The organism is Mesorhizobium sp. M2A.F.Ca.ET.043.05.1.1 (assembly GCF_003952445.1).
Classification (GTDB): Bacteria; Pseudomonadota; Alphaproteobacteria; order Rhizobiales; family Rhizobiaceae; genus Mesorhizobium.
Genome location: NZ_CP034446.1, coordinates 5,218,671 through 5,243,621, shown reverse-complemented (window position 1 = coordinate 5,243,621; position 24,951 = coordinate 5,218,671). Strand labels below are relative to the sequence as shown.

General features: G+C 64.2%; 25 protein-coding genes and 2 pseudogenes. 14 read left to right on the top strand and 13 right to left on the bottom strand.

Translation table 11 applies throughout. The annotated features are described in order from the left end of the window. Positions 1 to 48: 48 nt before the first annotated feature. Positions 49 to 969 carry an SMP-30/gluconolactonase/LRE family protein gene (locus EJ069_RS25380; protein ID WP_126063638.1) on the bottom strand — a complete coding sequence of 307 codons (921 nt, stop codon included), beginning with the start codon at positions 967 to 969 and terminating at the stop codon, positions 49 to 51. A gap of 292 nt (positions 970 to 1,261) precedes the next feature. On the opposite strand from EJ069_RS25380, the gene EJ069_RS25375 reads away from it, so the two are divergent. Next, positions 1,262 to 1,426, top strand: a complete 165-nt coding sequence (locus EJ069_RS25375; protein ID WP_245431577.1) for a hypothetical protein — start codon at positions 1,262 to 1,264, stop codon at positions 1,424 to 1,426. A 79-nt stretch (positions 1,427 to 1,505) separates the two neighbouring features. Here EJ069_RS25375 and EJ069_RS25370 read toward each other — a convergent pair whose 3' ends face one another. The 5 genes from EJ069_RS25370 to ccmA form a co-directional block, all read right to left on the bottom strand. Next, entirely contained in the window at positions 1,506 to 2,084 is a 579-nt protein-coding gene (locus tag EJ069_RS25370) for a DsbE family thiol:disulfide interchange protein (RefSeq protein ID WP_126063637.1), read from the bottom strand. Then, complete coding sequence (gene ccmD, locus EJ069_RS25365; RefSeq protein WP_126063636.1) at positions 2,081 to 2,248, bottom strand: heme exporter protein CcmD; 168 nt, start codon at positions 2,246 to 2,248, stop codon at positions 2,081 to 2,083. Before ccmD ends, EJ069_RS25370 begins: the two co-directional genes overlap by 4 nt. Before the next feature lie 84 nt (positions 2,249 to 2,332). Then, positions 2,333 to 2,707 carry an Imm50 family immunity protein gene (locus tag EJ069_RS25360; protein WP_126063635.1) on the bottom strand — a complete coding sequence of 125 codons (375 nt, stop codon included), beginning with the start codon at positions 2,705 to 2,707 and terminating at the stop codon, positions 2,333 to 2,335. Beyond that, positions 2,707 to 3,372 (bottom strand): heme exporter protein CcmB, encoded by a 666-nt coding sequence (ccmB, locus tag EJ069_RS25355; protein ID WP_126063634.1) that lies wholly within the window; start codon positions 3,370 to 3,372, stop codon positions 2,707 to 2,709. The genes EJ069_RS25360 and ccmB overlap by 1 nt, the downstream gene beginning before the upstream one ends. A gap of 272 nt (positions 3,373 to 3,644) precedes the next feature. Then, entirely contained in the window at positions 3,645 to 4,253 is a 609-nt protein-coding gene (gene ccmA, locus EJ069_RS25350; RefSeq protein ID WP_126064872.1) for a heme ABC exporter ATP-binding protein CcmA, read from the bottom strand. 284 nt (positions 4,254 to 4,537) lie between these two features. Between ccmA and acnA the strand changes: the two are divergent. From acnA to EJ069_RS25320, 5 genes and pseudogenes are all read left to right on the top strand, one after another. After that, a pseudogene (gene acnA, locus EJ069_RS25345) lies at positions 4,538 to 7,227 on the top strand (aconitate hydratase AcnA). Positions 7,228 to 7,537: 310 nt separating this feature from the next. After that, a complete protein-coding gene (locus tag EJ069_RS33390; protein WP_245456268.1) occupies positions 7,538 to 7,978 on the top strand; it encodes a transposase in 441 nt (146 codons plus the stop codon). Continuing rightward, positions 7,918 to 8,493 (top strand): IS630 family transposase, encoded by a 576-nt coding sequence (locus EJ069_RS33385; protein WP_245456713.1) that lies wholly within the window; start codon positions 7,918 to 7,920, stop codon positions 8,491 to 8,493. Before EJ069_RS33390 ends, EJ069_RS33385 begins: the two co-directional genes overlap by 61 nt. Before the next feature lie 273 nt (positions 8,494 to 8,766). Then, positions 8,767 to 9,546 carry a thioredoxin family protein gene (locus EJ069_RS25330; protein ID WP_126063633.1) on the top strand — a complete coding sequence of 260 codons (780 nt, stop codon included), beginning with the start codon at positions 8,767 to 8,769 and terminating at the stop codon, positions 9,544 to 9,546. 553 nt (positions 9,547 to 10,099) lie between these two features. Then, positions 10,100 to 10,485, top strand: a pseudogene (locus EJ069_RS25320) (DUF2794 domain-containing protein). A gap of 96 nt (positions 10,486 to 10,581) precedes the next feature. Here the strand turns inward: EJ069_RS25320 and EJ069_RS25315 are convergent. The 4 genes from EJ069_RS25315 to EJ069_RS25300 form a co-directional block, all read right to left on the bottom strand. Next, complete coding sequence (locus EJ069_RS25315; RefSeq protein WP_126063631.1) at positions 10,582 to 11,193, bottom strand: GNAT family N-acetyltransferase; 612 nt, start codon at positions 11,191 to 11,193, stop codon at positions 10,582 to 10,584. 117 nt (positions 11,194 to 11,310) lie between these two features. Further along, positions 11,311 to 12,051, bottom strand: a complete 741-nt coding sequence (locus EJ069_RS25310) for a Bax inhibitor-1/YccA family protein (RefSeq protein ID WP_126063630.1) — start codon at positions 12,049 to 12,051, stop codon at positions 11,311 to 11,313. A 240-nt stretch (positions 12,052 to 12,291) separates the two neighbouring features. Next, positions 12,292 to 14,790, bottom strand: a complete 2,499-nt coding sequence (locus tag EJ069_RS25305; RefSeq protein ID WP_189476554.1) for an ABC transporter permease — start codon at positions 14,788 to 14,790, stop codon at positions 12,292 to 12,294. 181 nt (positions 14,791 to 14,971) lie between these two features. After that, positions 14,972 to 15,667, bottom strand: coding sequence for an ABC transporter ATP-binding protein (locus tag EJ069_RS25300; RefSeq protein ID WP_126063628.1), 696 nt, complete (start codon positions 15,665 to 15,667; stop codon positions 14,972 to 14,974). An 82-nt stretch (positions 15,668 to 15,749) separates the two neighbouring features. On the opposite strand from EJ069_RS25300, the gene EJ069_RS25295 reads away from it, so the two are divergent. Then, on the top strand, positions 15,750 to 16,412 hold the full coding sequence (locus EJ069_RS25295) for an arylesterase (RefSeq protein WP_126063627.1): 663 nt from the start codon (positions 15,750 to 15,752) through the stop codon (positions 16,410 to 16,412). A 118-nt stretch (positions 16,413 to 16,530) separates the two neighbouring features. Continuing rightward, positions 16,531 to 17,124: an RNA 2',3'-cyclic phosphodiesterase gene (thpR, locus tag EJ069_RS25290; RefSeq protein WP_126063626.1), complete on the top strand. Its 594-nt coding sequence runs from the start codon at positions 16,531 to 16,533 to the stop codon at positions 17,122 to 17,124. On the opposite strand, the gene EJ069_RS25285 is transcribed toward thpR, so the two are convergent. Further along, complete coding sequence (locus tag EJ069_RS25285) at positions 17,031 to 17,546, bottom strand: low molecular weight protein-tyrosine-phosphatase (RefSeq protein WP_126063625.1); 516 nt, start codon at positions 17,544 to 17,546, stop codon at positions 17,031 to 17,033. The two genes, thpR and EJ069_RS25285, sit on opposite strands and share 94 nt — an antisense overlap. A 104-nt stretch (positions 17,547 to 17,650) precedes the next feature. Here EJ069_RS25285 and EJ069_RS25280 point away from each other — a divergent pair, with 104 nt between their 5' ends. The 4 genes from EJ069_RS25280 (at position 17,651) to EJ069_RS25265 (ending at position 21,326) form a co-directional block, all read left to right on the top strand. Further along, positions 17,651 to 17,944 (top strand): 4a-hydroxytetrahydrobiopterin dehydratase, encoded by a 294-nt coding sequence (locus EJ069_RS25280; protein ID WP_112129091.1) that lies wholly within the window; start codon positions 17,651 to 17,653, stop codon positions 17,942 to 17,944. A gap of 512 nt (positions 17,945 to 18,456) precedes the next feature. Further along, positions 18,457 to 18,819, top strand: coding sequence for a YkvA family protein (locus tag EJ069_RS25275; RefSeq protein WP_126063624.1), 363 nt, complete (start codon positions 18,457 to 18,459; stop codon positions 18,817 to 18,819). Positions 18,820 to 19,174: 355 nt separating this feature from the next. Next, positions 19,175 to 19,681 carry an invasion associated locus B family protein gene (locus tag EJ069_RS25270; RefSeq protein ID WP_042645424.1) on the top strand — a complete coding sequence of 169 codons (507 nt, stop codon included), beginning with the start codon at positions 19,175 to 19,177 and terminating at the stop codon, positions 19,679 to 19,681. A 298-nt stretch (positions 19,682 to 19,979) separates the two neighbouring features. Continuing rightward, entirely contained in the window at positions 19,980 to 21,326 is a 1,347-nt protein-coding gene (locus EJ069_RS25265) for a glycosyl hydrolase (RefSeq protein WP_126063623.1), read from the top strand. A gap of 49 nt (positions 21,327 to 21,375) precedes the next feature. Here the strand turns inward: EJ069_RS25265 and EJ069_RS25260 are convergent, their stop codons facing one another. Both EJ069_RS25260 and EJ069_RS25255 read right to left on the bottom strand, forming a co-directional pair. Then, positions 21,376 to 22,725, bottom strand: coding sequence for a chloride channel protein (locus EJ069_RS25260; protein WP_126063622.1), 1,350 nt, complete (start codon positions 22,723 to 22,725; stop codon positions 21,376 to 21,378). 179 nt (positions 22,726 to 22,904) lie between these two features. Next, a complete protein-coding gene (locus EJ069_RS25255; RefSeq protein ID WP_126063621.1) occupies positions 22,905 to 23,204 on the bottom strand; it encodes a hypothetical protein in 300 nt (99 codons plus the stop codon). A gap of 261 nt (positions 23,205 to 23,465) precedes the next feature. On the opposite strand from EJ069_RS25255, the gene EJ069_RS33380 reads away from it, so the two are divergent. Then, on the top strand, positions 23,466 to 23,888 hold the full coding sequence (locus EJ069_RS33380; protein WP_245456711.1) for an MFS transporter: 423 nt from the start codon (positions 23,466 to 23,468) through the stop codon (positions 23,886 to 23,888). Then, on the top strand, positions 23,774 to 24,949 hold the full coding sequence (locus tag EJ069_RS25250) for an MFS transporter (RefSeq protein WP_245456709.1): 1,176 nt from the start codon (positions 23,774 to 23,776) through the stop codon (positions 24,947 to 24,949). Before EJ069_RS33380 ends, EJ069_RS25250 begins: the two co-directional genes overlap by 115 nt. Positions 24,950 to 24,951 lie beyond the last annotated feature (2 nt).

Genomic DNA, 24,951 nt, shown 5'->3' with positions numbered 1-24,951 from the left:
GGATGCGCAGAAAGGCCAGCAAAGGCCACAGAAGCGCCTTTAGCAGCTTCAAAAAGTCTTCGCTCCGTTCACCATCAGCCGCACCACATAGAGCGAGGTGGTGCCGGCTATGTAGAGGCAGTTCAGCTTGTTGCCGCCGAACACGCAGTTGGCGGTCACTTCCGGCACCTTGACCTTCCCGATCAGCGTGCCGTCCGGGTCGTAGCAATGAATGCCGTCGGCAGCGCTTGTCCAGATGCGTCCGTCGGAATCGAGCCGGAAACCGTCGAACAGGCCGGCAGTGCAGTCGGCGAAGACCTTGCCGCCCGAAACCTTCTTGCCATGCTTGCCTACATTGAAGACACGTATATGCGCCGGGTTCTTCTCGCCATGCGTGCGGCCGGTGTCGGCGACATAGAGCAGGCTTTCGTCGAGCGAGAAGGCGAGCCCGTTCGGCCGCACCATGTCGGTGATGACGGCCTCGACATCGCCGGTCTCCGGATCGACCCGGTAGACATTGCAGGCGCCGATCTCGCTTTCCGCCTTGTCGCCCTCATAGTCGGTGTCGATGCCGTAGCTCGGATCGGTGAACCAGATCGAGCCGTCGGAACGCACCACCACGTCGTTGGGCGAGTTCAGCCGCTTGCCTTTCCATTTGTCGGCGATGGTGGTGATCGAGCCGTCGAATTCCGTGCGGCTGACGCGGCGGCCGGAATGCTCGCAGGTCACCAGCCGGCCCTGCCGGTCGACCGTGTTGCCGTTGGAATTGCCGGAGGGCTGGCGGAACACGCTGACGCTGCCGTCGGTCTCGTCATAGCGCAGCATGCGGTTGTTCGGGATGTCGGACCAGACGACATAGCGGCCGGCGGCGAACCAGGCCGGCCCTTCCGCCCAGCGGCATCCGGTGAACAGCTTTTCCACCTGCGCGCTGCCGTTGAACAGGCGCGCGAAGCGCGGATCGAGAATTTCGTAATAGTCAGCGGCCGCCATGCGTTTCCTCCCGGCATCAGGTGACGGACGGATCAAGCCAGCCCGCAGCCATTCTGGCAAGACGGCAGGCCTGTAATTTGTATGACAAAACGGATGAGAACTGCGTGAGCGTGCGCCAAAGGCCGCCATGCCGGATGCAAGGAACCGTTAGCCCACGGTTAACCGGCTATGCGCTGGTTGCAATGGTGCATTGCAACATCTTTCTTTTGCAACGCACCATTCCTATGTCATGCTCGCAATTGTCAGGGAGGAACAACCGGCCGCACCAGTGCGGCATGAAAGGAACCCTGTCATGTTCGACAATCTTGTCTCCCGCGCTCGCGCCAGCATCGCCAAGCGCCGCCAGTACAACCGCCTCGTCGCCGAAATCGAGAACCTGTCCGGCCGCGATCTCGCCGATCTGCGCGCCGACCGTTCCGAGATGCTCTACCAGATCCGCAAGCAGATCTACGGCTGAGCGACAGGCCCTCACCGGATCGCCAACCTCTTCTCCCCTCGGGGAGAAGGTGGCCGCGAAGCGGCCGGATGAGGGGGCGTTAACCCGGCGCCGCCAAGGCCTTCTCTATCTGCGGCAACAGCAACGTCCTCACGGAGTCGGGCGTCAGCGGCCCGACATGCTTGTAGGCGATCTTGCCGTCCTTGCCGACGACGAAAGTCTCCGGCACGCCATAGACGCCCCAGTCGATCGCCGCGCGTCCGGCCGGGTCGACGCCGATCGCCTGATAGGGATTGCCGAGCTCGCCGAGGAAGCGGCGGGCGTTTTCCGGCTGGTCCTTGTAGTTCAGCGCCGCAAGCGTGAAGCGCTTGTCCTGCGACAGGCCGAGCAGCACCGGATGCTCTTCCCGGCACGGCGCGCACCAGGACGCGAACACATTGACCAGCGTCACCCTGCCGGCAAAGCTTTTGGAATCGAGTCCCGGCAGGTTCACCCCTTCCAGCGGCGGCAGACTGGTCTGCGGCGCCGGCAGGCCGATCAGCGCCGAGGGGATCTCGGCGACATCGCGGCCCGACAGAAGCTGCGACAGGAACAGCCCCGCCAGTCCCAGGAACACCAGCAGCGGCAGTAGCACGAACAAGCGGCGGCGCGGCGCCGGAGCTTCGGTCCCGGTGCTCATGGCTTGACGGCCTTGTCCGAACGCCGACGCACACCGGCCGCTTCGAGCGCCGCGAGTTCGCGTTTGCGCGCCCGCTGGTCGAGCAGGATCCAGCCGATCAGCCCGGCGAGCACGACGGCCGTGATCGCATAGGCGGCGGTGACGTAGAGGGCGTGCGCGCTCATTTCTCGATCAATCACTTATGGCATTCTAATAGTCGCACTGGTCTTCAGTCGCAATGAACTACGCGTGCGGCAGATTTGCGGTCACTATGACTGCAGGAACCCCGAGATTCTGCTAACGCGCATAAACTTGGATGTCAGCGACAGTCTGACCGCCCCTTCACATGTCAGCAGGATCTTGCCCGCATCGTCCCACATCCTGATCGAGCTCGTCCCATAGCTCTCGAATTTGCGCAGGCTGACGGACTCGACATCGAGGAACTCCAACCTGGACGACACGGCGTTGAATTTGCCCCATTTGGCCGGCGGCCGATAAGGCAGCACCGTCGATATAAAGGACAGATGCATGCTCGGACCATCTCGGTCCATCGTGGCCGAGGTGATCTCGACGGAAGACAAATCCGGGAAGTGACCGTAGATAGTCTGGAGAAAGATCGGGTTCTCGATGCGCAGCGGCCACATCAATCTGTCCCGTGCCGCAACGCCAGCGCCGCCGCCAGGGGCCCGACCACGGCAAGAAACAGCGTCAGCGCGGCAAGAATGAGGAAGGGCTGCAGGAACGGGGCCGGATCGGCGACGGCGCCATAGCTTGCCGAAACGCCGAAGATCAGCACCGGAATGGTGAGCGGCAGCACCAGCACCGAAATCAGCAGCCCGCCGCGCGGCAGCGCCACCGCTACCGCCGCACCCGCGGCCCCGATGAAGGTGATGGCAGGCGTGCCGATGAGCAGCGTCAGCGCCGTGGCGCCGATGCCCAGCGGCTCCATGTTCATGAACAGGCCGAGCAAGGGAGCGGCGACCACCAGCGGCAACACGCTGCCCGCCCAATGCGCCACGCATTTCGTCAGCACCGTCAGCGCCAGCATGTGCCGGTCGCCGTTGAGGACAAGAAGATCGAGAGAGCCGTCCTCCCGGTCGGCCTGGAACAGCCGGTCGAGCCCGAGCAGGCAGGCGAGCAGCGCCGCGATCCACAGGATCGCCGGGCCGATGCGCGACAACAGATTGAGGTCGGGTCCGACGCCGAACGGTATGGTGACGATCACGGCGAGGAAGAAGATGACGCCGACCAGCGCCCCGCCGCCGGCGCGGATGGAAAGGCGGATGTCGCGGAGGAAGAGGGCTACCATGACCTGAGAAGCCTGCGCCCAGGCCCCCTCTCTGGCCTGCCGGAGCGGGCCCTTCGCTGTCGCTCCGGGCGTTCGTCGTTCGAAAAGCCAAGCAGTTGGCTATTCGTCCGCTGCGCGGACCTCTCCTCACCCCCCTCAAGGGGGGAGATTGGATGTCACCTCGGCCTTCGCCAATCTCCGGCGTGGGAAGGCCAGCGGGGCGCCCGAACTGCCGATCTCCCCCCTGAGGGGGAGATGCCCGGCAGGGCAGAGAGGGGGGCCTGGCGCAAACATCAACCGGTCGCTCTCATTTGCAGCTCGCGCGCCCCTTCCAGCCCCAGCGGCAAATGCGTCGCCGCAACCACAATCCCCCCATCCCGCAAATGCCCCCGCATCAGCCCCGCGAACCGCTCCTCCGAAGCCTTGTCCAGCCCTGCCGTCGGCTCGTCGAGGAGCCAGACCGGCCGTCGGCTGACCAGAAGCTTGGCGATCGACACCCGCCGCCTTTGCCCGGTCGACAGATAGCCGAAGGGCAGATGCCCGAGCCCGCCGAGCGCCACCGTCTCCAGCGCCTCTTCGACGCTCAATGCCGGTTCGCCCTGGAAGGCGCGCCAGAAGCCGAGATTCTCCTCGACGCTGAGCGCCGTCTTCATCGCGTTGAGATGGCCGAGATAATGCGAGGCGGAGGCGACCGTCGGGAAAGCCTCGCCACCGCCTTCGACCAGCACCTTGCCCCGGGCAACCGGCAGCAGCCCGGCGACTACCCTCAGCAGGGTCGATTTGCCCGAGCCGTTCGGCCCGGTGACGATGAGCGCTTCGCCCTTGTCGAGCGCAAAGCCGATGCCGGAAAAAACCGCCTCGCCGCCGCGCTCGCCGCCCAGATTTTCGGCGATCAGCCGCATCATTGCCCGTTCCGAAAGCACCGTTTCGCGGCCGTCGCCGCATCGCACAAATTTGCCTTTTGTCTGTCTAGAACTATTCCAGGAAATTCTCTATATGCGGTTCATCCGTGCCAGCGGTCGGCGCGGGAACAGAATTAGCGCCGAACCAGCGCACGCGCCGCCTTGAACGGCTCGGGTTGCTTGGGAGCGGACAGCGGAAATGGCCGTACCCGCACCTTTGCGCGTGATTGCATGCCATCGGCGTCCGTTCCCTTTCAGGCTGAACAGACAAGGACGGATCGCACGTGTCAAAATCCCTCGACAGTTTCAAATGCCGCCGCACCCTGACCGCGGGTGGCGCGGACTATGTCTATTTCGACCTCGTCGAGGCCGAGAAGAACGGCCTCACCGGCATCGCCCAGCTGCCCTATTCGATGAAGGTGCTGCTGGAGAATCTGCTCCGTAACGAAGACGGCCGGTCCGTCACCAAGGAATCGATCCAGGCGGTTGCCGCCTGGCTGGCCGACAAAGGCACCGCCGGCGTCGAGATCGCCTATCGCCCGGCCCGCGTGCTCATGCAGGATTTCACCGGCGTTCCGGCCGTGGTCGACCTCGCCGCCATGCGCGACGGCATCAAGGCTCTCGGCGGCGATCCGGAAAAGATCAATCCGCTGGTGCCGGTTGATCTCGTCATCGACCACTCCGTCATCGTCGACGAGTTCGGCACGCCGATGGCCTTCGCCGCAATGTCGAGCTCGAATATGAGCGCAACGAGGAGCGCTACAAATTCCTGAAATGGGGCCAGCAGGCCTTCCGCAATTTCCGCGTCGTGCCGCCCGGCACCGGCATCTGCCACCAGGTCAATCTCGAATATCTGGGACAGGTGGTGTGGACCAACAGCGAGGACGGCGAAACCACCGCCTATCCCGACACCTGCGTCGGCACCGATTCGCACACCACCATGATCAACGGCCTTGGCGTGCTCGGCTGGGGCGTCGGCGGCATCGAGGCCGAGGCCGCGATGCTCGGCCAGCCGGTCTCCATGCTTTTGCCCGAGGTCATCGGCTTCCGCCTCACCGGCAAGCTCAAGGAAGGCGTCACCGCCACCGACCTGGTGCTCACCGTCACCCAGATGCTGCGCAAGAAGGGCGTCGTCGGCAAGTTCGTCGAGTTCTTCGGCCCCGGCCTCTCCAACATGACGCTGGCCGACCGCGCCACCATCGGCAACATGGCGCCGGAATATGGCGCGACCTGCGGCTTCTTCCCGGTCGACTCGGAAACCATCCGCTACCTCACCATGTCCGGCCGCGAGGAAAGCCGCATCGCGCTGGTCGAGGCCTATTCGAAGGCGCAAGGCATGTGGCGTGACGCCGGCTCGGCCGATCCGGTCTTCACCGACCTGCTCGAGCTCGACCTCGGCGATGTCGTGCCGTCGATGGCCGGGCCGAAGCGCCCCGAGGGCCGCGTCGCCCTGCAGGACGTTCCGGCCGGCTTCGCCAAGGCGATGGAGACCGAATACAAGAAGGCCGCCGAGATCTCGAAGCGCTACGCTGTCGAAGGCACCGGCCACGATCTTGGCCATGGCGACGTCGTCATCGCCGCCATCACGTCCTGCACCAACACCTCGAACCCGAGCGTGCTGATCGGCGCCGGCCTCTTGGCCCGCAACGCCAACCGGCGCGGCCTGAAGCAGAAGCCTTGGGTGAAAACCTCGCTCGCCCCCGGCAGCCAGGTGGTCGCCGAATATCTGGAAAAATCCGGCCTGCAGAAGGAGCTCGACCAGATCGGCTTCAACCTGGTCGGCTTCGGCTGCACCACCTGCATCGGCAATTCCGGCCCGCTGCCGGCGCCGATCTCCAAGACCATCAACGACAAGGGCCTGATCGCCGCCGCGGTGCTTTCCGGCAACCGCAACTTCGAAGGCCGCGTCTCGCCGGATGTTCAGGCGAACTACCTCGCCTCGCCGCCGCTGGTGGTGGCGCATGCGCTGGCCGGCACGGTGACCAAGGACCTGACCGCCGAGCCGCTCGGCGAGGGCAGCGATGGCAAGCCGGTCTATCTCAAGGACATCTGGCCGACCTCGGCCGAGATCCAGGAGTTCATCGAGAAGAACGTCACGCGCGAGCTGTTCGCCCGCAAATATGCCGACGTCTTCAAGGGCGACGCCTACTGGCAGAAGGTCAAGGCGCCGGAAGGTCAGACCTATGCCTGGGACGACCATTCGACCTATGTGCAGAACCCGCCCTATTTCGCCGGCATGGGCCGCGCCTTCGGCAAGGTCGGCGACATCAAGGGCGCGCGGGTACTCGGCCTTTTCGGCGACAAGATCACCACCGACCACATCTCGCCGGCGGGTTCGATCAAGGCCGCCTCGCCGGCCGGCAAGTACCTCACCGAGCATGGCGTCGGCGTCGCCGACTTCAACCAGTACGGCACGCGGCGCGGCAATCACGAGGTGATGATGCGCGGCACCTTCGCCAACATCCGCATCCGCAACCACATGCTGGGCGAGAACGGCCGTGAGGGCGGCTACACGATCCACTATCCTTCCAAGGAGGAGATGTCGATCTACGACGCCGCCATGGAGTACAAGAGGGACGGCGTGCCGCTGGTGATCTTCGCCGGCGTCGAATACGGCAACGGCTCCTCGCGCGACTGGGCGGCCAAGGGAACGAACCTCCTAGGTGTCCGCGCGGTCATTGCCCAGTCCTTCGAGCGCATCCATCGCTCGAACCTGGTCGGCATGGGCGTCATCCCCTTCGTCTTCGAGGAAGGCACCTCATGGGCTTCGCTCAATCTGAAGGGCGACGAGTTGGTCGAGATCGACGGCCTGGATGCGATCAAGCCGCGCCAGAAGATGGTCGCCAAGGTGACCTATGGCGACGGCACGGTGAAGAACGTGCCGATCATCTGCCGAATCGATACGCTGGATGAGCTCGACTACTTCAAGAACGGCGGCATCTTGCAGTACGTGCTGCGCGATTTGGCTGCTTAGCAGCAGCCAGGGAGTAGGGGAGTAAGGGAATAGGGCAGTAGGGAAACTACCCGCTACCCGATCCTCTTCCCCCTGCTCCCCTCATCTTCCCGAACCTCGCCGTCGCCGAGCCGATGCCGATCGCGACCACCCACCAGGCCAGCACTCGGCGAAGCTGCCGGTCCTGTATCGCCGCATTGCCGGACGCCCCACAGTCCCGCGGCAATGAAAGCCAGGTTGGCCAAAGCATTAAAGCGCGTCGCCCTTTAAAGGATTCGGGATTCCCAGAGTGACGGTTTGATGATTCATTGCGGTGGAAGGGAGAACCGTGATGGGCAAGCCGTTACCGATGGCGTTGCGTAAGCGTGTTGCGGCGTTTGTGGATGAGGGCAACAGCAACCGTGAGGCGTCGCGTCATTTTAGGGTTTCGCCGAAGTTCGTGAACGATCTGATGAAGCTGCGCGCCGAGAGAGGTACGCTTGAGCCGCGCCGGCAAGGCCACGGCCCTGGCGGCGGCAAGCTGGCCGCTCATGCCGACTTCGTGCGCCAGCGGATGGCCGAGAATGGCGATCTGACGCTCGATGAACTGTGCGTGGAGCTGGACGGGCGCGGCATCACGGTGCACCGGTCGAACGTGGCCCGTCTGCTTCACCGGCTGGGCCTCAGTCACAAAAAAAGACACTCCGGGCGAGCGAGCACCAGCGTCCCGACATCCGGCAGGCGCGCGAGCATTGGATCGGGCGGCGCAAACCGTTCTTCGACAAGGCCTTGACGCGCCTCGTCTTCATTGACGAGACCTCGACCAACACACGGCTGACCAAGCGAACCGGCTGGGCGCCCAAGAGCCAACGTTATCGAACATCCGCGCCGTTCGGCGGCTGGAAGACGCAGACCTTCATCGCCGGCTTGAGATGCCATGCCATGATCGCGCCTTGGATCATCGATGCGCCGATGAACAAGGCGCGTTTTGAACTCTATGTCGAAACCCAGCTTGCACCCGAACTCAAACCGGGCGACGTCGTCATCCTCGACAATGTCGCCTTCCACAAGAGCGAGCGGGCGGCCGAGCTGGTGCGCCAGCGCGGTGCCTGGCTGCTGCCGCTGCCGGCCTACTCGCCGGACCTCAACCCAATCGAAATGGCCTTCTCGAAACTCAAGGCGCTGCTCAGAAAGAAGGCCGCGCGATCCTTCGACGCCTTATGCAACGCGCTCAAGGACATATGCGACCTGTTCGACCCGCTACAGTGCAGAAACTTCTTCAAAGCTGCCGGATATGAGGCCAATTAAACGCGACGCGCTTTAGCCGGCTCCGCCCAAAGTTCTGATCCCGTCCGTTCGCAATAAAGATCGACAGGGGTCAGGAGAGTTTGCCTCGTGGTGAGAATGCTGCTCCCCGATCGAACCGCGCCTTGAAATGCAAACGCTCTCCTATTGCGCCCTTACCTGCGGCTGAAACAGCAAAAATTTCACCGCAACGTGACTTCCCGTTGACCGGCGCTTCTGCCACATATTTTAGCAATCAGAACAAAGCCGGCGTCACCGGCGGGAATTGGAAAAGTCATGGCATTTCGAGGACGATTGCGGCTTGCGGCAGTAGCGCTGGCCCTTACGGCGTTGGGCGGCGTGGCCCTGGCAGCCGAGCCTGAGAAGGCCGCGACCGACAAGCCTCAAATCGACAGGCCCTTGGGCGTGGTCGAATTGTTCACCAGCCAGGGCTGCAGTTCCTGCCCGCCGGCCGACGAGTTGTTCGCCGAGCTTGCTGGCAAGGATGACATCGTCGCGCTCGCCTACCACGTCAATTACTGGGACTATCTCGGCTGGCAGGACACGCTGAGCACCAAGGAGAACACCGAGCGCCAGTATGACTATATGCGCGCCTTCGGCAGCCGCTCGGTCTATACGCCGCAAGCCGTCATCAACGGCCGCAGCCATGTCAACGGCGCCAGCCGCAAGGATGTCGACGGCGCCTTGGCCCGGATGGACAGGACCGGCGAAGGCATGCGGGTCGCCATCAAGGTGAGCCGCACCAGCGACCGCGTCATGATCGACGCCGGCGATGCCGGCAACGGCCCGGCGGACGCCCATGTGGTGATCGTCTATTTCGATCCGCCGCAGATGGTGAAGATCGGCCAGGGCGAGAACAGCGGCCGCAGCCTGACCTACTGGAACGCCGTTTCCGACATCCAGACCGCCGGCATGTGGCACGGCAAGGCGCAGCGTTACGAATTGCCGATGACCGAGATCGCCAAGAAGGGCGGCTGCGCGGTGCTGCTGCAGTCGGTCGGCAAGGACGGCATGCCCGGCCCGATCCTCGGCGCCGCCTTCATCCATAAGCCGTGATTGCCTGGCTCCCCCTTCTCCCCTTGTGGGAGAAGGTGTCGCCGAAGGCGACGGATGAGGGGTGTTCCAGCGGAGGGAGACGTCGGCGTTCCCTGGAACACCCCTCATCCGTCTCGGCGCTGCGCGCCGATCCACCTTCTCCCACAAGGGGAGAAGGAGAGCTCCGCTTCGCCAAGCAATAAAAAACCGGCGTCAGCTTGCTTCTGACGCCGGTCATTCAGGTTTTGGGATCGTCGCACCTGATTTTTCCAAGGAAAAACCGAGGTTGGTTCGATCCGACGCTGACCCGTGGGCGGGGGCTTGGGGTTTACGAGCCGGTGCCGGACCGAACCGTCTCAGGCAACGCCGGTAAACTCGTCGGAGATTGGGGCATGAGCGCGGATTATTTGTGGCAAGAATGTGGCAGAGTATCACCAATTCCAACATGTGTTTCGCAAACGTGACTGGACGTTTGGGAAAGCGCACGACCCTGCGCATGCCTGCCCGGCCCTTGCAATTTGAACCTGAAAGCGCGAACCTTGGCCGGCGCATGATTCAATCGAAGGATCGAGGCATGACCGATCACAGCGGCGGGACGGAGGATGGGGAAGCATCCGGAATATTGATCCGTTGCACGAGGCGCGCAGCGCACGCCTCGACCAGCCGGTGCGATTCGACCGGCGCGAGCTCGACCAGATACTGAGGCTCTACGGGCGCATGGTGGCGGCCAATGAATGGCGCGACTATGCCATCGACCATCTCACCGATCGCGCTGTCTTTTCCGTCTTCCGCCGGGCCAGCGAAGTGCCGCTGTTCCAGATCGTCAAGGACCCGAAACTGGCGCGCCGGCAGGGCGCATTCGCCGTCATCGCGGCGGGCGGCCGCATCCTCAAGCGCGGCCAGGAACTCGGCCGCGTGCTTGGGGTCTTCGATGCCAAGCTGAAGGTGGTTGAGGCGTGAGAAGAGGAACTGGAGAATTGAAGAACTGAAGAATTGAGGAAAAGAGGCGCTACGCACCTGATAAAATGATCTTCTTTTCTTCAGTTCTTCAATTCCTCATTTCTTCAATTCCCATTTTCCCATTTTCCCATTTTGCTCATTTCCTCCGAGCCTGAACCGCCGCTCCGGCAGCGAATCAGGATCCGGTGGCAGCTCTGCGCCGCCATTCAGCGACAGCTGCATGAACACCGTGTCCAGCCAGCGCCCGTGCTTGTAGCCGGATCCTTCCAACCGCCCGGAATGGCGGAAGCCGAGCTTCTCGTGCAGCCGTACCGAGGCGCTCTCGGCATGGCCGTCGCCGATCACCGCGATGATCTGGCGGAAGCCCGCCGCGCGCGCCGCTTCGATCAGCGCCCGCATCAGCAGCGAGCCCACGCCCTGCCCCTTGGCCTCGGGCGCGACATAGACCGAATCCTCGATGACGAATCGGTAGGCGGGGCGCGGCCGGAACGGTCCGGCATAGGCGTAGCCGAGCACGGCGCCGCCCTTTTCCGCCACCAGATAGGGGAAGCCGCCCGCCGCCAGAGTGTCGAATCGGTTGCCCATTTCAGCGCGGGTGGGCGGCTCCAGCTCGTAGCTCGCCGTGCCGTGGACGACCGCATCGGCGTAGATTTCAGTGATCCGGTCAAGGTCGGCCGCAGTCGCAGCCCTGATCGCAATATTGCTCATAATCTATGCAGTTCATTTTCCTGCCTCGATAACAGCAAAGGCATGCACAAAAGGAAAGGGCGGCCGTTAGGCCGCCCTTTCTCAACTCTATGGTCCAGTGAGACCGGGTAACGGCCCTTAGCGGCGGTCGCCCATGAACTGCAGCAGGAACATGAACAGGTTGATGAAGTCGAGATAGAGGCGCAGCGCGCCCATGATCGCCTTGCGGCCGGCGACGTCGGCGACGTCACCCTCGAAATACATCTCCTTGATCTTCTGCGTGTCGTAGGCGGTGAGGCCGGCGAAGACCAGCACGCCGATCGCCGAAATGGCGAACGCGAGCGCCGACGACTGCAGGAAGATATTGATCAGCATTGCGATCAGCAGGCCGATCACGCCCATGATCAGGAACGAGCCGAACGCCGACAGGTCGCGCCTGGTCGTATAGCCGTAGAGCGACAGACCGCCGAAGGCCGCGGCCGTGGCGAAGAAGGTCTGGGTGATGCTGGTGCCGGTGTAGACGAGGAAGATCGTCGACAGCGACAGCCCAACAAGGCCAGCATAGACCCAGAACGTGGTCTGCGCCGCCGCCACGCTCATCGACTGGATGCGGAACGACAGGAACATCACCGCGGCGAGCGGCGCCAGGATGACGACCCAGCGGAAGGCGCTGGCATAGATGAGCTGGCCGAAACCGGTCAGCTGGCCGTCGCCGGTCACGGCGAGGTGGAAGGCCCCCCAGGCGGCAAGGCCGGTAATGAGCAGGCCAAGCCCCATGAGGTTGTAGACCTTGATCATATAGGCGCGCAGGCCCTGATCGATATCGACGCGCGCGCCGGAGGCGGCGCCCGTCTGGTAGTTGCGAATGGGATCAGCCATTGGAAATCCTCTGTTGCTTCTGCCCCGTCCGGTGACAGGTCCGCTTGGATTGATCCCTGGACCAGGCGCCGCTGGCGGGGCTCCAGCATGCCTGTTGCGAAATATGATGGTTCTTGACGTCAAGAACAAGACGGTAACGGGTCGTAACGCTTTGTGAGAGTGCGAAAGGCCGGTTTTTGGGCCTTCCGCCGGGCATTCTTACAAAGATTTAATCGGGCGGGGACGTGGAGCCGCGCTCGGTCAGAGGTTGCGCAGCACCGGCGCCGCCTTGTGGCCGAGCACCCGCCAGGTGCCGGCAAGGCCGATGCCGACGGTGACCGTCAGCGAGACCAGGATCGTCGCCACCGCCACCTCCGGCATGAAATGCGACGGCAGCGTCATGATGTGCGCGACCACGAACCAGGCGGCGATGCCGCCGGCGGCCAGCGCGAACAGCGCCGTCGCAAGGCCGATCAGCACATATTCGAGCGAGAAGGCGGCAATCAGCGTCCGCCGCGTCGCGCCGAGCGTCTTCAGCACCACGGCGTCATGGATGCGCGCCCGGTTGCCGGCGGCCAAGGCGCCCGAGAGCACCAGCACCGAGGCGATGAGCGCGACGCCGGCGGCGGCGCGGATCGCCGTGCCCAGTTGCGCGACCAGCCGGTTGACGATGTCGAGCGCATCCTTGACGCGCACCGTCGTCACCGCCGGGAAGGCGCGGGTGACGGCGTTGAGCAGCCTTGCGTCGTCGGCCGTGGTGGCTTGTTTGTCGGTCAGCGTCGCCAGCCAGCCATGCGGCGCCCCGGCAAAGGCGTTTGGCGAGAACACCATGACGAAGTTGATGCCCATCGTCTCCCACTGCACCTGGCGGAAATTGGCGATCTTCGCCATGACGTTGCGCCCCAGCACATTGACGGTGACGCTGTCGCCGAGCTTCAGCCCGATCGCCTTGCCCTCCTCGGCCGAGAACGACACCAGCGGCTCGCCGGAATAATCCTGCGGCCACCAGGCACCTTCGGTCAGCGTCGCGTTCTCCGGCTGCCTGGCGTCGTAAGTCAGGCCACGGTCGCCGCGCAGCACCCAGGCGCCGTCGGCCGGGATCTTCACCTTGTCGACGTCGACGCCGTTGAGCGCCATGATGCGGCCGCGCAGCATCGGCACCTTGACCAGTGTTCCCCGCGGCGACTCCTTGCCGACAAGGTTGGCGAAGGCATCGACGTCGCTGCTCTGGATGTCGACGAAGAAGAAGTTCGGTGCCCGCTCCGGCAGGCTGCCGGAGATCTGCCGCCGGAGATTCCCGTCGATCAGCGCCAGCGTCACCAGCAGCGTCAGCCCGAGACCGAGCGACAGCACCACCGAGGGCGTCAGCGCGCCGGGGCGGTGGATATTTCCGAGCGCCAGCCGCAGCGACACGAAACGCACGCGCGGGCTCTTCTTCGCGGCCCATTGGACCAGCACCGCCACCAGCCGCAGCACCAGGAAGGCAAAGACCGTTGCGCCGACGAAGATCGAAGCGATGCGATAGTCGTTGGCCGAGAGGATCGCCAGCGCCGCCAGCGCGACCACGATCGCCAGCGCCGCAGCCGTATAGGGCAGGCGCGGCAGGCCGCGGCTCTCGAACCCCATCTCGCGGAACAGCGCCGTCGCCGGCACGTCGCGGGCGCGGCCGAGCGGCAAAAGCGCGAAGGCCAGCGTCACCAGCACGCCGAACAGCGCCGCCATGGCCAGCGCGCCCGGATAGAAGCCCCCTTGCGCCGGCACGGGGATGACCGATTGCAGAAGCGCGCTCGCCACGAACGGCATCGCGGCGCCGAGGATGAGACCGAGCACAATGCCGAGGCCCGCGATCAACAGGATCTGCACCAGATAGACGGTGAAGACGAAGCCGCCCGAGGCGCCGAGGCTCTTGAAGGTGGCGATGACGCCGCGCTTGCCGTCGAGATAGGCGCGCACGGCATTCGCCACGCCGACGCCGCCGACCACCAGCGCCGTCAGCCCGACCAGCGTCAGGAATTGCGAGAAGCGCTCGATATTGGCCGACAGCGCCGGCGCCGCGTTGCTGCGCGTGCGGATCGACCAGCCGGCCTGCGGGAAATCCTTCGCGGCTTTAGCCTGGATTTCCTTGATCCGCGCCTCGGAAGTCCCTTCCGGCAGCCTTACCTTATAGGCATTCTCGACCAGGCTGCCGGGCTGCACCAGGCCGGATGCGGCGAGGCCCTGGCTGGAGATCATCAGCCGCGGCGCGAAGCCGAAACCGTCCGAGACCGCGTCCGGCTCGCTGACCAGCCTGGCGCGCAGCTCGAAAACGGCGCTGCCGAGCTTCAGCCGGTCGCCGACATGGACGTTGAGCCGCTCGAACAACAGGTCGGGCGCGGCGGCGCCGAACACGCCTGACCGCTCCCCGAATAATTGGTCCCTCGGCAGCGCCGGATCGGTCTTCAGCGCGCCAAAGAGCGGATAGGCGTCGTCGACGGCCTTGGCCTCGACCAGCGCCTGGTCGGAGCCATCTTCCAGCCGCGCCATCGAGCGCATGCCGGAATTGAGCGACACCGTGCCGAGGCTCCTGATGAAGCCAAGCTCGGCATCCGAAGCGCTGCGCTGGTTGACCTGGAAGCGCAGATCGCCGCCGAGCAGCGGCTGGCCCTGGTTGGCGACGCCGGCCGAGATCGCCTGCGCCACCGAATTGACGCCGCCGATCGCCGCGACGCCCAGCGCGATGCAGGCCAGGAAGATCATGAAACCCGACAGGCCGCCGCGCATCTCCCGCAGCGAGAAGCGGATGGCGAGCTTCAATGTCCGGAGCCAGGCCCCCTCATCCGGCCGCTTCGCGGCCACCTTCTCCCCGGTGGGGAGAAGAGGGAGGTGCCGGCCTCGGCGATCTCTTCTCTCCTTGGGGAGAAGGTGGCCCGAAGGGCCGGATGAGGGGGTCTCCGCCATGTGATTATGCCGTCACTTTAAGCTGAGCAGCGTCCTCGATCCGCCCTGAGCGCATCGACACCTGGCGCGCGCAGCGCGCGGCGAGCGCCGGATCGTGCGTTACCAGCACCAGCGTCATGCCGCGTTCCGCCGCCTTGGCGAACAGAAGATCGGCGATCTGCTTTCCCGTCGCCTGGTCGAGATTGCCGGTCGGCTCGTCGGCGATGAGGATGCGCGGCGAGGGCGCCAGCGCCCGGGCGATCGCCACGCGCTGCTGCTCGCCGCCGGAAAGCTCGCCCGGATAATGCGTCACGCGATCGCTCAGCCCGACCGCCGCGAGCTCGCGGGCGGCCACCCCGAACGGGTCGGCATGGCCGGCGAGCTCGAGCGGCACCGCGACATTCTCCAGCGCCGTCATGTTGGGGATGAGATGGAAGGACTGGAACACGATGCCAATATTTCGCCCCCGAAACGAAGCGATCTGATCTTCACTTCTGCCGTTGATCAGCTCGCCGGCGATCCGAACCGTGCCCGAATCGACCCTTTCCAGGCCGGCAAGAACCATCAGCAGCGTCGACTTGCCCGAGCCCGATGGGCCGACAATGCCGGTGGCTTGCCCGGCCGCGACGTCCAGGCTCACGCCCTTCAGCACATGGACGGAGGACGCGCCCTCGCCGAGCGTCAGCGATACGTCCCTCAACGCGATGACGGCTTCTGTCACAATAAAAGCGCCCTATATGTGGAAAAAGGAGACGGCCCGTGTCTCCTTCCTTGGGTTGTTCCGGTCATATGGGGCTCGCCGCATGGCATTCAAACATCGTTTTGCCACAGCCCCAGTCGTTTTCGCAGGCCTCATCCTTTTCCTTGGCCTTTGCGGCGCCATTTCGTCGGCGCGCGCCGCCACCTTCACCATCGTCGGCTTCGGCGACAGTCTGATGGCGGGCTACAGTCTCGCCCCCGGCCAGGGTTTCACCGACAGGCTGCAGGCAGCCTTGAAGGCGAAGGGCCTCGACGTCACCGTGGCCAATGCCGGCGTATCCGGCGACACCTCGAGCGGCGGGCTGGCGCGGCTCGACTGGTCGGTGCCGGACGGCACAAGGCTGGTGATCCTCGAGCTCGGCGCCAACGACATGCTGCGCGGTCTTTCGCCCGACATCGTTGAGAAGAACCTCGACGCCATGCTGGGCAAGCTGAAGCAGCGCAATATTGCGGTGCTTCTGGCCGGCATGCGCGCCGCGCCCAATCTCGGCGCCGACTACCAGAAGGCGTTCGACGCCATCTATCCGCGGCTCGCCGAGAAATACGGCCTCCCGCTCTATCCGTTCTTCCTCGACGGCGTCGCCGGCCACGCCGACATGCAGCTGGAAGACGGCCTGCATCCCAATCCCAAGGGGGTCGACATCATGGTCGAGCGTATCCTTCCCATGGTCGAGAAGGCCATTGCCGCGAATGGCGGTGCGTCGTGAGACCGAAAAGCCACGCTTTCCGCTGGGGAAACATTGTGGACAACAAACCGCTTGCCCCGCGCTGATATCGATGATTCGCTAGGGCTGAGAGTTTCGATTCGAGGACAGGAGGCTTCACATGCCACGTCTTTTCACCGCCCTCGAAATTCCGCGTGATGCCGCTCTCTCCTTGTCCCTGCTCCGGGGCGGGCTGCCCGGGGCGCGCTGGATCGATGTCGAAAACTACCATCTGACGCTGCGCTTCATCGGCGATATCGAAGGCCATGTCGCCGACGAGATCGCCAACGCCCTCGACAGGGTTCACCGCCCCTCATTCCAGATGACGCTCTCGGGCGTCGGCGCCTTCGGCGGCAAGAAGCCCCATGCGGTGTGGGCCGGCGTGTCCGCCTCGCCGGACCTGACGGCGCTGCAGGGCGAGATCGACCGCATCTGCCAGCGGCTCGGCCTGCCGGCCGACCCGCGCAAATTCTCGCCGCATGTGACGCTGGCGCGCCTGCGCAATGCAAGCCCGCTCGATGTCGCGCAATATCTTTCGGCGCGCGGCAATTTCGCCGCGTTGCCCTTCCGTGTCGGCCGCTTCGTGCTGATGTCGTCGCGCGATTCGGTCGGCGGCGGCCCCTACATCGTCGAGGAAGCCTGGCCGCTGGTCGGCGAAACGCTCGCCTCGAGCCGCTTCGCCAGCGCCTCCGACGCCTCGCGGATCATGCGGTAGACCGAGGCGAAGGCCTCGGCGCCGTCATAATAGGGATCCGGCACGTCCGCGGCCCTGCCCACGGCGAAATCCAGATAAAGATGGACGCGGTCCCGCGCGGCCGGCGGCGCCAGCGCCTTGAGGTCGCGCACATTCGCCCGGTCCATGCCGAGGATCAGGTCGAAGCGCGAAAAATCCTCCGGCAGCACCTTGCGTGCCCTTTGCCCTGAAATGTCGACGCCATGCTTCGCGGCCACCGCGATCGAGCGCCGGTCCGGCTCCTGGCCGGCATGCCAGCCGCCGGTCCCGGCCGAATCGAGCAGCATTTCGTGGCCCCGGCCACGCTCGGCCCAGACGGCGCGAAACACGCCCTCGGCCAGCGGCGAACGGCAGATATTGCCGAGACAGACGAACAGAACGGAATTTATCGGCTTAATGCTCATGCGATATGCGCCATTTGTGCATTTGGAACCCCAAAACCGCAAGGCAGCTTTGGGCGACTTGCATTATGGTGAGGGTGAAAATCGAGATAGCACGGGAAATCATCATGACGAGAGAAAAACTAAGCAAGGACGCGATCGCCGCCGCTCTGGCCGAGCTCGACGGCTGGTCGCTCGCCGCCGACGGCGCCTCGATCAAGCGCAGCTTCGTCTTCAAGAATTTCTCCGAGGCCTTCGCCTTCATGACCCGCGTGGCGCTGGCCGCCGAGAAGATGGACCATCACCCGGATTGGTCCAATGTCTACAAGACCGTGGACGTGACGCTGAACACGCATGACGCCGGCGGCGTGACGGCGCTCGATATCGAGCTGGCCAAGCGGATGAACCGGTATTTTCACTAAGGGCGAAGGGCCTCGCCTCACTTCGTCATTCCAGGGCGGAGCAAGGAGCGAAGCGACGCGCGCAGACCCTGGAATCCATTCCGTGACCTATGAGCGTCACGGCGGTGCAGACCATGGCGAACGTTCGCGATTGCCGAAGCCCGCGACTTTCGTCATCCACGGGCGGAGCGACGCGAAGCGGAGCGCAGACCCGAGGATCCATTCCGTGATCTGGGTCGAAGAAAGCAGCGGAGCAGAATTCTGCACCGTGGCCGCGCCTCAGCGTACCGGCATGGATTCTATGGTCTGCGCGCGTCGCTTCGCTCCTTGCTCCGCCATAGAATGACGACGGGAGGGCGTTCCGGCCAATCCCCAACGTTGCGTTGCCAACTCGGCTACACATCGCCAGCGCTGCCGAGTCCGATTTTCCGCCCAACCAACCCCCCAACTCTTGCAGCAGCCCCCGCTTTCACCACATCTTTCGCGGCGGGTCAGCACGCATGGGTTGCCGCGCGGCCGCCAAGGAGCGATTGATGACGCAAGGTTCCGGTTTCGATTTCTTCGGCTTCGGCGACAAGCTTGCCGGCGAAGGCGAGATCCGTGACAAATTCTGGCGCACCGCCAAGAAGGCGGCGCGGCAGATTCCGTTCATGGACGAAGTCGTCGCCGCCTATTACTGCGCCATGGACAAGGACACGCCGCTGCGCGCCAAGGCCACGCTGCTCGGTGCGCTTGGCTATTTCGTCCTGCCGTTCGATTTCATTCCCGATTTCGTCGTCGGCCTCGGCTACACCGACGACCTTGCCGTGCTGACCGCCGCGATCGCCGCCGTCAGCGCCCATATCACGCCTGCCCACAGGCAGGCCGCCAAGGACGCGCTGGCCGACAGGGGCTGACGGCGGCTTGCTCAGCCCGCAAATCAGCGCGTGCGAAAAGACAAACTCTTGCCGTTTTCGTGGCATCCAACTCCGCGCCGGGACGTCGCGCCAGCCGCTTTCAACGGTGGCGGCGCGACCGCATGTCGCCCAAAACTGCGTAGCGGTTTTTGGGTAACGACATGCACAAGAAAAGAGACCCAAAGCACGTCGCTCGAACCCTTCGGCGTGATGTGCCTTGGGTGGGCGGTTTCCTGGGGTGAGTTCCTTTTATCGAGGACGATTCACCGTTTGGTAACCCTGATTAAATCAAAATGAAGCGACGGCAGGACGCCACGCGGCCCGCCTCCGCACCATTTGGAATACGGGAAGAACGATGCGCGGATTGATTGCTATAGTTTCCAGCCTGGTCCTGGCGGCCGCTTTCGCGGCGCCAGCGCTGGCGCAGCAGGCGACCAAGATCGGCCAGCACAACGCCTGGGGCACCTACAGCTATCAGTCGCAGGCCGGCAAGGTCTGCTATGTGCTGACCGTGCCGACCGACAAGCAGCCGCCGTCGCTCGACCATGGCGACATGTTCTTCTTCGTCAGCCAGCGTCCCGGACAGCAGGTTTCCTACGAGCCGCAGTTCATCGCCGGCTACAACTTCCAGGAGGGCTCGAAGGCCACCGTCACCATCGACAAGAAGAGCTTCTCGATGTTCACCCGCGGCAAGTCGGCCTGGGTGGAGAACGCCGCCGAGGAGCCGGTGCTGATCGCCGCCATGAAGACCGGCACCGACATGAAGGTGTCGGCCAAGTCGGGCCGCGGCAACCCCACCTCCTATGTCTTCTCGCTGAAGGGCATATCGGCCGCGCTGGCCTCGATCGCCAAGTGCAAGTAGGCAGAGACCGAGTCTGAATCCGATGGCCGGGCCGCAAGCCCGGCCGTTTTCATTTGAGAGCAATTTCCGGAAAGAATGTGGAACGGATTCGATGCGCAATTGCGCATCGGAGAGCGGGTCGGCGTTTTCATGAAATGAGCATCAGACCCTACGGCTATTTTGTAGATGAATAGCGGAATGGGTGTTACGGCAAGCAACGCTGGTTGCTATGGTGGGCATGTATGGCTCAGACCGGCGAGATGAGGACAATCCGAGGCCGAGCCATATTCCCCGCGAGCGGACCGGAAGGAACCCTTTCGTGAGCACCCAACACCAGTGTCTTGCGATCGCCGCGATGTTGGCTCTTTGGTCTCAGGATTCGCGTGCCGACCCAAGAGCCGCCGTTCCGACCGCGGATTTTCTGAACAGCATCGGCGTCGTCAGCACATTTCCTGACCGCGGGCAGCCTTTGGCCAAGACCGTCGAGATGGTCCGCTATTGCGGCTTCCGGTGGGTGAGGGCGGGAATAGAGGGGTTAACTGACAACGGCCCCACGACCATGCAGACCTTTCTGGAACTGCATCGGCAAACCGGCGCCCGGCTGAGTTGGGGACTGGTGAGCGGTGGGTCCGACCTGAAGAAGTTGATAGAAACCGGTAAGGTATTGGCGCAGGCCAACGCGCTGCTGGCCTTTGAGGGCAACAACGAGCCAAACAACTGGCCTGTTGAGTATCAAGGCGAGAAAGGCGGCGGGCGCGGGTATTCCTGGAGGGCGGTCGCGAAATTGCAGCGAGACCTTTACCACGCGGTCAAGACGGATCCGGCGCTGGCGAAGTACCCCGTGTGGTCGATTTCGGAACCGGGAGCGCAAAATGACAACGTTGGCCTTCAGTTTCTTGCAATTCCTCAGGACGCTGAAACCTTGATGCCGGACGGCACCAGATATGCGGACTACGCGAATGTACACAACTACCTCTACCACCCGCATTCGCCCTATCCGGCCGACAACAAGGTGTGGGATGCTGCCGACCCAACCTATGCTTCGCGGGTCGACGGACTATTCGGAAACTTCGGTCTGACATGGTCGAAATGGTTCCGGGGCTACCCGCCTGAACAACTTGAAACACTGCCGCGTGTCACGACCGAGACGGGAACCAATATCCAGGGACCGGTCACCGAAGAGTTGCAGGGTTTGAATTTGTTGAATTTGTATTTCGCACAGTTCAAGCGTGGTTATGCCTACACTTCGGTCTATCTGCTGAGGGACCGCACCGATGAGGCCGGCAACCAGTCGTTCGGTTTCTTCAGGCCCGATTATTCACCCCGCAAGGCCGCGACCTACCTTCACAACGTAACGACTATTCTGGCTGACGAGGGTACGGTCGCTACGTCCGGCACGTTGGATTACACAATCGCGGACCAGCCTCCGACGGTTCATGATCTTCTCCTGCGGCGCAGCGACGGGACGTTCCAACTGGTCGTCTGGGACGAACGGTTGAACGACCAGGACCAGGTGACGGTGCGCCTTGGCGCCACGGCGGCTTCCATAAGCATCTATGATCCGACTGTCGGCACCGATCCTGTCCGGACGGTGAAGAACACGACCTCGCTCGACCTCTTGCTCAGCCATCATCCGAATGTAATCGAAATCTCGTCTGCCAGATAAGCTGGCGCGTTTGGACAAGCAGGCCGGGGCTCACATCCGGTCTTCGCTTTCACAGCGGCTGTTCTGCCCCGGCAACCCTGCGTCGCCGGATCGCTTCGGCGATGAAGACCCGTGACAGCGCGTGGTAAAGAGGTTCGTTGGAGATGAGCCGGGCCGTGCCGTAGCCCAGCATCGCCGCGCACATCAGCGCGATGACATTGTCGTGGTTGCCGGTCATTTCGAGGATGATGACGAAGGCCGTCATCGGCGCCTGCACGACGCCGGCGAAATAGCCGGCCATGCCGAGCAGCGCCGCGGTGCCAGTGGCCGCGCCGAAGACCAGGCCGAGCGTGCTGCCCAGTCCCGCGCCCACCGCCAGCGACGGCGCAAAGAGGCCGCCCGGAATGCCCGACACCATCGACAGCAGGCCCGTGGCGAACTTTTCCACGAAGAAGAAGGCCGGCAGCGGCGCGCCTTCGATAGCGCCGCGCGCCTGCGCATAGCCGGTGCCGAAGGTCAGCCCGCCGGACGCAGCGCCAATCACCGCCACGGCGAACCCGCAGACGGCCGCCACGACCAGCGCGCGCGGCAGCGGCTGCAGCGCGTTCCAGCGCCGGATGCGGCGCATGACTTTCAACGCCGAAAGCGAGAACAGCGCGCCGACCCCGCCGCCGATGATGCCGCAGGCCAGCACCAGCGGCCAGTCGGAAGCGAAGGCGACCGTGTCCCTGGCGACGCCGAAATAGGTGTAGTTGCCGAGCAGCCCGAGCGAGGCGAGGCCGGCCAGGATCACCGCCGTCAGCACCAGCCCGTTGGTGCGCGCCTCATAGGCGCGGCCCATTTCCTCGATGGCGAAGACGATGCCGGCAAGCGGCGTGTTGAAGGCGGCGGCTATGCCGGCGGCGGATCCCGCCAGGATCAGCCCGCGCGCCTGCGCCATGCCGCCCCAGCGTGCCGCCTGCAGCATCAGCGAGGCGCCGACCTGCACCGTCGGGCCTTCGCGGCCGATCGAGGCGCCGCAGGCGAGGCCGACGATGGTGAGCGCGATCTTGCCCACCACCAGCTTGAGCGACAGGATGCGGCTGCGATCGTCCTCGTCGCGCAGATGGCGCGCCGCGATCGCCTGCGGAATGCCGCTGCCTTGCGATCCAGGAAAGAAGGAATGCGCCAGCCAGGCGCAGAGCACAAACCCAAGCGGCGTCACGATCAGGGGCAGATAGAAGCGCCAGCCGCCCTCATTGCTGGTCATGACGTGGAACAAGGCCTGCGCGCGGTCGGCGAGCAGGGCGAACAGGACGCTGATCAGGCCGATTGAGATGGCGCCGGCCCAGAAGACGAGCCGCGGCTGCCAGACGCGGCGCGACACCCACATGGCGTGAGAACGCCGCAGCATCGGGTACTTTCGGGATATGCCGGCCATGACAAGCCTCGCGTTGTAGGCCCGGCCTAGCACAATGACGGCGCCGATCAACCCGCGAGGACGAGCCCGACCCTATGCCGGCAACGTCCAGGAACGGCGCTCAAGGAGATGTGATCCAATGGCGGATAACCCGCCGGCGTGCCGGCCGGCGGGGAGGTCGGCACGCGCTGTCGGCGAGGTCACATCGCCATTTTTTCGCATTCCGCCTGGGCCTTCTTGGTCGACGTGTCGATCATGTAGGCCTTGCCCTTGGCGTCGGTGATCATCATCATGCAATGCTTGATGGGCTTGGCCATCTTCATCATGTCGGCGCTCATCTTGGCGTCCGGCATCATGGTGCCCATGTGACCGTCCGGCATGATCGCGGTGACCTGGCCGCCCTTCATCATCGTCATGGCGCCCATCGTGTCCTCGGCGAAGGCCTGCGAGGCGCAAAGACCGGCGAGGCCGGCAATGAGTGCGATCTTGATCGAGTGCATCTGAACAACTCCCATTGTTGAGGGGCATGGTCGCCCCTTTCAGGTTCGCGGACGCGTCTCGATTGGTTACGCCAACACGAATATGTGATCGATCTTCAGAAGGCGGCGGCCGTCAGCGCCGCATTTCGGCGCGGCAGGAGGTCAAGATTTGTTGACCTCTGTGCCAGCCGAAATTGCTATCGCTTCGCATCGATCGGGCCATAAAGCAGTCCGGTGCGGTGGGGGTCCGGACCGGCAGGGCCGCACGACATCGACGCCGGCTTGATCGCGGATGGCTCGCGGGCGGGTCATCGCTTCCTGCACGACGGAACTGGCGGACAATTGGAACAGCATCTCTTTGCGACCGACCGCGACCCCCGCCTCAAGCTGATCATCCCGGCCATCGTCGCCATCGCCTTCCTGATGGAACAGCTCGATTCCACCATCCTCACCACCGCCATTCCGGCCATCGCGCAAAGCCTCGACACCACCCCGGTCCGGCTCAATCTGGCGATCACCACCTACATCCTGACCCTGGCCGTGTTCATCCCGGTCAGCGGCTGGTTCGCCGACCGGTTCGGCACCCGCAGATCTTCGCCCTGGCGCTCTTCACCTTCACCCTGGGCTCGGTTCTGTGCGGCGTGGCCGACAACGTCGGCATGCTTTTGGCCATGCGCGCGCTGCAGGGACTGGGCGGGGCCATGATGACGCCGGTCGGGCGGCTGATCCTGCTGCGCTCCTTTCCACGCAGCGGGCTGATCACCGCCATGACCTACATGACCTTGCCGGCGATCGTCGGTCCCGTCATCGGACCGCTGCTCGGCGGCCTCTTGACCACCTATGCCTCCTGGCGCTGGATCTTCTATGTCAACGTGCCGTTCGGCCTCATCGGCATTCTCGCCGCCTTGCGCTTCGTCGACGATTTCCACGGCGGGGAAGCGCAGCCTTTCGACTTCGCCGGTTTTCTCATGGTGGGGGCTGGCGCGGCTCTGCTGCAATTCGGCCTGGAGAATATCGGCAGGCCGATCATTTCGCCGCTGGCGACCATGCTGGTGCTGGCGGCCTCGGTCCTGCTCCTCTTCGCCTTCAGCCGCTATGCGCGCCGCGTCGCGGCGCCCGCGGTCGATCTCACGCTGTTCCGCTTCCGCTCCTTCTGGATCGGCACGCTGGCCGGCGGGTTCTGCCGCATCGGCCTCAACGGCGCGCCGTTCCTGTTGCCGCTGCAGGTCGGCTTCGGCATGAGCCCGGTCACGTCCGGATCGCTGACCTTCGTCGGCAGCTTCGGCGCGCTGCTGATGCGGCCGCTTCTGTCCTTCTTCCTGCGGCGCTTCGGTTTCAAGGCCGTGCTGAGCGGCAGCGCCGTGGTCGGCTCTGTTGCCGTGGCGGGCTTTGCCCTGCTCGACGCTGACACCCCGCATTGGCTGATCGGCCTCTATGTCTTTTGCTTCGGCATTGTTCGTTCGGCGCAGTTCATGTCGTCCAACACGCTGTCCTACGCCGACCTGCCGGCCGAGAAGCTCAGCCGCGCCACCAGCCTGGGCGGCGTCCTGCAGCAGCTCAGCGTCTCGCTCGGCGTTTCGATCGCCGCCATGGTGCTCGGCCTCGTCTCCGGGGAGGTGCATGCGCCGACGGCGAGCCAGTTCCATTGGGCGTTCCTGCTGACGGCGGTGATCCCGCTGCTTTCCATTCCGGGGTTCTTCTTCCTGCATCCGGAAGATGGCCAGCAGGTCAGCGGCCATCGCCGCAAGGCGGAAGTTCAAGGGTAAGC